The 6,742-nt window shown below is 38.5% G+C and carries 6 protein-coding genes; all 6 read right to left on the bottom strand.

Annotated elements, in window-relative coordinates; all coding sequences use genetic code 11:
* Positions 1 to 55: 55 nt before the first annotated feature.
* On the bottom strand, positions 56 to 1,390 hold the full coding sequence (locus IQ211_RS17215; protein WP_189759770.1) for a hypothetical protein: 1,335 nt from the start codon (positions 1,388 to 1,390) through the stop codon (positions 56 to 58).
* A gap of 102 nt (positions 1,391 to 1,492) precedes the next feature.
* Complete coding sequence (locus tag IQ211_RS17220; RefSeq protein ID WP_189759771.1) at positions 1,493 to 2,737, bottom strand: ATP-grasp domain-containing protein; 1,245 nt, start codon at positions 2,735 to 2,737, stop codon at positions 1,493 to 1,495.
* Between the two features lie 40 nt (positions 2,738 to 2,777).
* On the bottom strand, positions 2,778 to 4,667 hold the full coding sequence (locus tag IQ211_RS17225) for a hypothetical protein (RefSeq protein ID WP_189759772.1): 1,890 nt from the start codon (positions 4,665 to 4,667) through the stop codon (positions 2,778 to 2,780).
* A gap of 83 nt (positions 4,668 to 4,750) precedes the next feature.
* On the bottom strand, positions 4,751 to 5,416 hold the full coding sequence (locus tag IQ211_RS17230; RefSeq protein WP_189759773.1) for a 2OG-Fe(II) oxygenase: 666 nt from the start codon (positions 5,414 to 5,416) through the stop codon (positions 4,751 to 4,753).
* A 44-nt stretch (positions 5,417 to 5,460) separates the two neighbouring features.
* Positions 5,461 to 6,396: an aldo/keto reductase gene (locus tag IQ211_RS17235; RefSeq protein ID WP_189759774.1), complete on the bottom strand. Its 936-nt coding sequence runs from the start codon at positions 6,394 to 6,396 to the stop codon at positions 5,461 to 5,463.
* Positions 6,396 to 6,611: a hypothetical protein gene (locus IQ211_RS17240; protein ID WP_189759775.1), complete on the bottom strand. Its 216-nt coding sequence runs from the start codon at positions 6,609 to 6,611 to the stop codon at positions 6,396 to 6,398. Before IQ211_RS17240 ends, IQ211_RS17235 begins: the two co-directional genes overlap by 1 nt.
* Positions 6,612 to 6,742 lie beyond the last annotated feature (131 nt).

Genomic DNA, 6,742 nt, shown 5'->3' on the forward strand with positions numbered 1-6,742 from the left:
ATTCTTATATTTAGTATATTTAAGATTACAAAATAGAGCTTGGAACATTAAAAAATTAGTCATTTTTTATATTATGATCGACGAAACTTACATAATGGCGATTGGAGACTCGACTAACCAGTTCGGCTACAATATTCCCAAGTAATTTTTCCTGCCCCAGTGGACGATAAATAAGAGCCTCAATACCTTCAGAAGGAACTCCCAATGCAATCATCTGATCATTCACTTCGATTTCAATCACCTTTTGATGTTTTTCATCTCTATCCAATACAGTGATATCTTGGCCTGAATAATTTCGGATCATATCACGCCAGATTGTTTCAACCTGAAAAGGGTCAAGCTCCGCAATAAAAGCACTATTTTCCTGAATAGCCCGATTAAATAGATAATCAGGAAACAGAGGAACTGCGCGATTGAGTCCCAATCCAGACGCATGGCGAGGATTAATTTCTGTCGCAAAAAACTCACTGCCCGTCCATATTCCATCAAGGCTGAAGAGTCCTCGATAACCGACTTCTTCTGCCAGTTTTTCTCCCGCTAATCGGGTATAATCACGCATAATTTCTGCATTTTTTCCCGGTCGCCAACGATTCGATGAACCACAAAACAAAAGCTGACTAGTTGATTTTTCAAAAACCGTTAATATTTCTATCGGATCGAAGACAGCAACACCATTGGGCAAAACCATCGCCAAGATACTGCATGGAATTCCTTGTATAAATTCAGCCATACGAAGTTTTTCAGTTTGATCGTGAAATTTATCCAACGCCTTAGCAAGTTTATGGTGATCTTTAATCCAAGACAGACCTTCTGAACCTGCCTTAAATGACTTTGAACTATCGGCAGCCAATATAACACCTTTACCTTTATTAAGAAGGTGAAATGTGGCTACCGCATCGTTAAAGTCAGGTGCAATGATTTTATAAGGAGGTGTATTAATTCCCCATCGGTGAAAATTTTCATCAATATAAGTCTTATCTTCAAATTTTGCCCATTCAGGTCTTTGCCAACCATAAACAGAACGGCCTGCTAATGGAGAAAGTGCTAATCTCACTCCCCCTAAGAAAGTGATATTTTTCTCTGGATCAATTTTATCCAACCAATGTTTTATACAAACAAATTCTTTTTTTAATAACTCTGATAGAGGACATTTTTCAATATTAACTATATGCCAACACAATACCCCCTTAGGCCGCCACACTTTATCCGATACGGATATTAACGCTTTTATTTTAGCACCACATATTTGTAGTTCGAACATCAAACTTTTCAACGCATCCAGACTATCTGAACAATCAATTAAAAACCCAACTTCACGATCTTTCCAATACTCCTTCAAATGTTTTTTTATTTCCGTAAACCAATTATTTGATCCCCGTTGTATCGCCATTGACTTCCCATCCATAAAGCATGAAAAAAAATATACCTTTTATCTTTCAAGCTACTATTTTATTGGCTACACCATATCACTTGAAATCTATCAGGCTTTCCTCTAATGATTTGGTTTATTCGCTTCATTGCACCAAATTACATTAGTTTTCCACCAGGTATCAATTTCAGTAATAACCTCAGCGGGATCACAATCAATCGGCTGTAAAGCAAATGCCTTGGCAATGTGATCTGAAATCGAGCGAGGAGCTTGATAGTATCTGCCAGTGCGCGCTATTAATTGATAATCAACAATACCAGAAACAGGACAACTGTTTGGTGCATAATGAAATACTCCCTTTTTGGGGGGAAACCAGGCAAACCCTGCCATCGCATGAGGATAAATATGTCGATAATTTTCTTGAGTGCGAAGCCCTGCCTGACCAAGCAGAGTTTCCTGATACAAGTTCAGGCCAAATGCCATTTCGTACACAGGTACATGCCCTGCTCCCCCAGGGCGACATGCAATCTCACACAGCACAAGACAATGTGTTTTTTCACAAAAAAAAGCTTCTGCATGAAATGCTGTAGTATCTGGCGTTGGTGGAAGGCTCATAATCACCCACGACATGAATGCGGATATTTCCGTTGTCAAAGGGTTATCTGGTAATAACATCCAGCTAAGCAACGCAGAATTCCCATTAACTGCCGAAAAATTAGCTGTTGTGCGTGATGGCCAACAATGTAGCATTTCACCGTTTCTCATTAACCCATCAATCGTGAAAAACTCCCCTTCAATCCATTCCTCAACAAGATAACCTGATTTTAATAATTCAAAATTAATATCCTGTAATTGTGCGGCATGGTGAATAATCTGCACACCTACCGAGCCACCTCCATCAACCGGTTTAATAACGACAGGAAAACCACACTCATCAGCAAATTTCTCTACTGACTGTCTATCAGTGACTTGCAGCATTCTAGCAACTGGGATACCATTCTTTTTTAAAAGGGATTTCATTATCCATTTGTTGCGATAGGTCAGTGCTGATATTTCGTTTTGGCCCATTAAACCCATTTTTTCACGCACTTTCGCAGCCCGTAAGACATCAATCTCTGTTGCTGAAATAATACGATCAATTTGATTTTCTTCGACTAATCTAAGAATTAATTCATTAACTGAAGGTGAATCATAATTATCAACAGGATAAATTTTATTAATATATTGATGTGCCTTATTAGATAGCTGTGTCGATGGATATAACAATGCCTTTGGTGTTACAAGAAAAACGTCAATTTCAGCTTCATAAAACCATAATGCAATCTTTTCTACAATAGGACGACGATTAAGAATTAATACCTTCATCATATATTCCTGCCGTAATTTGATGACATGAAAAATATTATCCCTATGGCTGTTTAGGTAAACAAGCCAGACGAATACGGAGAAAAGCAATATCAAAACCAGATACAGCGATAATTCGAATACTATGTAAATCGCATCCCTGATTTTCATCCAATTTAAATTCAAATTTTATGACATTATTATGTTTCAATTCCGTTGTTTTTACTTCAGAGGCAAAACACTGCCCTGTGGATTTATCATATCCACGAAGTTCTAAATGTACTCGCTGAGAAATGGGATGAACAGAACGAGGAATATGGAGTCGAATTTTTACTGTGGCTTTTTCTCCTTGCCGGGCAATCCATGTTTCTGTCAAATCTTCTAGGCGGATACCACCACAGCGGTAGGCAGCAAGTGGGCCACAAACCCGACACATATAAGTTTCACTACATTCCGTTATTCCGCCAGCATGACCAAATGAAGATACTTCCATTAATGTCCCACATCGCCGACAAGGTTCAACGGATTTTATGGTATTCATCAATTGATCATAATGCAGTAAATCAAAAGTATCAAAATTTTCACGCCCCTCATGTAACAGCGATACCAAGATTTTTTCCCATTGAACAATCAATAGTTGGATAAGCGCGTTATTTCGCAAGAGCGTTTTTGTATCTTCCTGGAAATAAGAAACTTCATGCTTTTTCAGAGAGAAAAGAGCTAGTTGCTCAATATTTATCAGCTTTTCACGCAAGCTGGATAATTTATCTGCCACCGTCTCACCCAACCACGCATCAATTGAACGTAGTAACCGATGACCATAAATTCCTTCTTCCAATACTGTTTTGATCCCTATCATGATTTGATGGGTTGATTCTGATTCAGTATTATCATGCAGGCCTTCTGGCAGAGACGGACTTTCATCTTGCAATGACAATTGCAATGTTGGATCACCAATTAATGCAAACGTAAAAGGTTGCCCAAGCACTGCACAAGCATCATTCAGTGTTGCCACAATTTGCCCAAGCGGTATTTCTTCTTTCGCCATATTTCTGAGTAATGTCAGAAGGTAATCTGGAGCAATCAATGGACGAATTGGTGCTAAAACAGCCGCTGGCCACCCTTCTGTCAATGCCAAAATCATTGATACTGGTGAAGGATAAAGTTCTTCAGCCATATTAAAGCCATTGCAACATATATAATTAATGGCATAAGCACGAATATCTAACCCATAAAATACTTGTGTTTTTCCATGTGCTCGTTTACATCGCTGAGCTAGTCGCGAACACCCGCATTCAGGCGTCAGAGGGAATTCTGTTTCTTCAAGTAACCCACAAACAGTTAATGAAGGCAGTTTCGCATGACTTCCTTCACCATGGCTTCTGATCGTTTTAAACATAGCCGGTTGTGCAAGTAACTTTGCTAATTTTTCTGGCTGATTTTCATCACTTGTATATTTATGTTTTGGTGCATCGATAAGAAATTCATTCTGTTCTAGCACAGCTGGTTTTAATAATGACTTAACAATTAAATAACTCAGACCAGAAAAAGTTCTTCCACACAAAAAACCGATATTTTTGCCAATCTTATAAGCTATTTCAAGAGTATTAGCAACAAAGCCAACTTTCAATTTGTGTGCCATGGTTATGAGCAGAATGTTTTTTTCTCTGACTTCTGATAATAACAAAGTGATATTATCAATATTGTTAACTGAAATAACTCGATATTCCATCACTTTTGCATATAACAAAGCCATCGAATACGTATTTTCTCCTATATTCAATATTGCAACGTCCTTGTTGTCACTGGTACGCAGTTCTTCCGTATACATTTCTTCTATGACTTGACGCCAGAGGATTTCCTGCACGGTATTTTCTGGTCGAATAATAGGTATCCCTAAGCCAGAAGCAACCACATCATTATATTCAGAAAGTGTATTCAACCAATTTATCATGTGACTATTCCTGGCTGATTAACAACATGATTAACCAACAGTTAAATGTTTATTTATTCCTGAGCAACACTCTTCGGTTGATTTCAGGTTGCAGGTGTATCCCAAAACCATACTTGCAAAACTTTTCTTACTGTCTGCATGTCTTTAGGTATAGGTGTAACTGCATGCCAGGCTGAATCTGTTCTACGAATCAGTGCTGACGTATTTTTTCTCGGCGCAATTTCCACCACAACATCCTTCAGATCAGCAGAGCGCAACAATTGCAAACAGCCTCCCATCTCAGGCACCCAATTATCTGTTAGATACATTAAGTGAGTTACCATCTTGTGCGGTTTATCTACATGAGGCTGAAAGAATGAACCAGGGCCGAATTCCCAAAAATGTGCCTGAAATTGCAATGTCCTGACATTATATTCACTGACATCACTAATACATTCAATATAGTCATCTGATAAAAGATCGCTTGCAACTGACAACCAAATATCAGCGAGTTCATCTGGCATGTAAGGTTCTTTTACTCCCAATTCCAGTAAGGGCCGGGTTTTTACATTATGCTGATACCATTCTTGTGATCCTTTCTTGCCAAGCGCTTCAGCAAGTTTGCGCTGCGAATGATAAGTCCAGTGACTGACCGGAAAATCATCATCAGAAATTATTTGCTTGAACGTATTCTCGCAAGTTGCCCACGGTGAAGGGTCATAATTAAGTTTCATATTTTTCAATGCATCTAAATTCAGAATATTAGCCATTTAATATACCTCCAATATAGTGATGTATTAATTTTTTTACGTATTCAATCCAGAGCTAAACGTCGCCCAAGAATATAATCAATCGTTTTTTTCTGGAGTAATGACGAATTAAGATCAGCCAAGGAAAGTAATTGTTCAGAATGACTCATGCCAACCAGAACAGAAGTAATATCCCTATTTGCTAATATGACTTCCAGCGCTAATAAAGATGGGGGACGATTTAATTCTTGTGCAGCATATATCAATCGATCAATGGCCTTTTTTGTGCGCACATTACGATAACCAAGCCCTTTATAACCTGACAAAGGGTGTGTTCGAGGAACATCCAGCACAGAACGGTAACGCCCACCCAATAACCCACGAGCCAGAGGAAGTGATGCCAGCAAACCAAGCTGGAATGTGTTGAGGGAAAACTGTATCTCTTCATAATTTTGGTAATTCAATATATTGACGGGGTTTTGCACGCTAGTAGGTAACATTCCCCCCATTGCTTGGGCTGTATTACAATAATGTTCTATTTCTGAAGGCTTAACGTTACAGATGCCGTAACATCGTATTTTCCCTTCTTTTACCCATAATTGAAGGGTGGAGATAGTTTCTTCGACCGGCGTTGACGGATCAGGTGCATGTAGCTGATATAGATCGATATAATCTGTTTTCAAGCGCTTAAGACTATTGTGTAAACATTGAGTCATCGCTGTCCGACTCGCTCCTTTTACCGCTTCATTATGACCAAATTTTGTTGCAATAACAACATGATGCCGGCGCCCATATACTGCATCACCTAATGCACTTTCACTTTCACCTTTGCCATAAATATCAGCGGTATCAAAAAAATTCACCCCCAAATCTAACGCTGTAGAAACAATACTCATGACATCTTTTCTACAGGTACTCACACCAAAATGGCTCCCGCCAACAGCCAGACGAGATACCCGCAAGCCGATGCTTTCCAAGAAATGGGTGCTGAAATCAATCATTACCAGCTAACTCTCATTTGTTGGACATGTCTATCCGCTAACCCTTCATTTATTAAAGCATCTATATTACCTTCAGAAAGTGCGCGGTATTGCGCTGGTGTCAGTTGATATTCTTGCATTACCTGTTCAGGTTCATTTTCCCAACGTGCCTGTATTTCAGGTTTAGAAATTAAATCATCGAGCAATTCATTCACATCTTTCATTTTATTTTGCATAATTAATTTTCTCACTGATTCATATAAAAGTGTTGTATGGTATGTAAGAACACTTTTAATATATGAGGTAAACTATAAAGGTTTCTTAAATTAACCACTTAAAAAACATATTTATCGGCTATATTAAAATT

Source organism: Xenorhabdus griffiniae, from assembly GCF_015163655.1.
GTDB classification, from domain to species: domain Bacteria; phylum Pseudomonadota; class Gammaproteobacteria; order Enterobacterales; family Enterobacteriaceae; genus Xenorhabdus; species Xenorhabdus griffiniae.